Origin of the sequence: Mesorhizobium sp. M7A.F.Ca.CA.002.05.1.1, from assembly GCF_003998335.1 — a bacterium.
Taxonomy (GTDB): domain Bacteria; phylum Pseudomonadota; class Alphaproteobacteria; order Rhizobiales; family Rhizobiaceae; genus Mesorhizobium.
On record NZ_RZQI01000956.1, the window covers coordinates 1 to 2207 of the forward strand.

The 2207-nt window shown below is 63.3% G+C and carries 1 protein-coding gene and 1 pseudogene; both read left to right on the plus strand.

What is annotated here, in order from left to right:
• The coding region (locus EN939_RS31080) for a penicillin-binding protein 1A (protein WP_272483120.1) at positions 1 to 1428 on the plus strand (1428 nt) is incomplete at its 5' end.
• 118 nt (positions 1429 to 1546) lie between these two features.
• Positions 1547 to 2207: pseudogene (locus EN939_RS31085) on the plus strand (PCRF domain-containing protein); the annotation flags it as partial.

Sequence of the window (2207 nt, forward strand, 5' to 3'; positions counted from 1 at the left end):
GGGCTGGAGGATGTTCCCGAATGGTCGCTCGCCGTCGTGCTCGACAGTTCGGCGACCGGGCTGTCGATCGGCCTGCAGCCCGCACGGCAGGCGTCGGGCGAGATCGTCAAGGAGCGCGTCGAAGGCACCGTCAGCAAGGAGGACATGGGTTTTGCCATGCGCCATGTGGTTGCCGGCAAGACCGTCAAGGCCAAGTCGCCGGCGGAGGTGCTGAAGCCGGGCGACGTCATCTTCGTGCAGAAAAACGATGGTGCCGATGGCGCCTACAGCCTGCGCCAGGTGCCCGAAGTGGAAGGCGGCCTGATCGCCATGGACCCGCACACCGGCCGCGTGCTGGCCATGGTCGGCGGCTTCTCCTATGCGCAGTCCGAATTCAACCGCGCCACGCAAGCCATGCGCCAGCCGGGCTCCTCGTTCAAGCCGATCGTCTATTCGGCCGCACTCGACAATGGCTATACGCCGGCCTCGGTGATCATGGACGGGCCGATCACGATCCAGAGCGGCAACACGAGCTGGACGCCGAAGAATTACGACGGCACCGTTGCCGGTCCGGCGACCCTGCGCTCCGGCATCGAGAAGTCGCGCAACCTGATGACGGTGCGGCTTGCCAATGACATGGGGATGAAGCTGGTCGTCGAATATGCCGAGCGCTTCGGTGTCTACGACCATCTGGCACCCTATCTACCGATGGCGCTGGGTTCCGGCGAAACCACCGTGATGCGCATGGTGTCGGCCTATTCGATCATGGCCAATGGCGGCAAGTCGATCAAACCGTCGCTCATCGACCGCATCCAGGACCGCTACGGCAAGACGGTGTTCAAGCAGGACGAACGTGGCTGCCAGGGCTGCAATGCGCCCGAATGGCAGAACCAGCCGGAGCCGGAACTCGTCGACAATTCCGAGCAGGTGCTCGATCCGATGACGGCCTACCAGATCACCTCGATGATGGAAGGTGTCGTGCAACGCGGCACCGGCGCCACCATCAGTGAACTCGGCCGTCACATCGCTGGCAAGACTGGAACGACCAACGACGAAAAGGACGCCTGGTTCATCGGTTACACGCCCAACCTCGTCGTCGGCCTCTACATGGGCTACGACACGCCGCGCGGCCTTGGCCATGGCGCCACCGGTGGCGGCCTCGCAGCCCCGATCTTCAAGGACTTCATGCGGGTGGCGCTGGACGGCACGCCCAATGTCGATTTCAAGGTGCCCGAAGGCATGAACCTGGTCGCCATCAACCGCAAGACCGGCATGCGTGCCGCATCGGGCGATCCGGGCACCATCATCGAAGCCTTCAAGCCGGGTACCGGTCCCGCCGACAGCTATTGGGTCATCGGCATGGGCGCCGACGGCTCCAATGCCACCGGTGGCGCGTTGTCACCGCAGGCCAACCAGGCCATCCAGTCCGGCGGCGGCGGCCTCTACTGACGATTTTCATGAGCGGATGGGCTGGCCTTGGCGCCAGCCCATTTTGCTTTACAGCCGGCGGCGGCCTGCCTATGTATCGCGCCGACCGACTTCAGCAAACAGGACAGAACAGCCAGCCATGCGCGCGGAAACGCAGAATATTGTCGACGAGATCAGGCAGGCGATAACCCTGCTGAGGAGGCATCTTTGACTGGGATCAGGCCATAAAGCGGCTTGAATACCTTAATGTGCGCGCCGAGGACGCCAGCCTCTGGAACGAGCCGCTGGAAGCGCAGAAGCTGATGCGCGAGCGCCAGGGCCTGGAAGAGGGCATCGCCTCGGTGAAAGGTCTGACGCAGGCGCTGGAAGACAATATCGGCCTGATCGAGCTCGGCGAGGAAGAGCGCGACGAGGGGGTCATTGCCGAGGCCGAAGCCGCGATCCGCTCGATGCAAGGCGAAGCGAAGGCCCGCCAGGTCGAGACGTTGCTGTCGGGTGAAGCAGATTCCAACGACACCTATCTCGAAATCCATGCCGGTGCCGGCGGCACCGAAAGCCAGGACTGGGCCTCGATGCTGCTGCGCATGTACACGCGCTGGGCCGAGCGTCGTCGCTTCAAGGTCGAAGTGCTGGAAATGCATGACGGCGAAGAGGCCGGCATCAAGTCGGCCACGTTGATGATCAAAGGCCACAATGCCTATGGCTGGATGAAGACGGAATCGGGCGTTCATCGCCTGGTGCGTATTTCGCCCTATGACAGCAATGCGCGCCGGCATACGTCCTTCGCCAGCGTCTGGGTC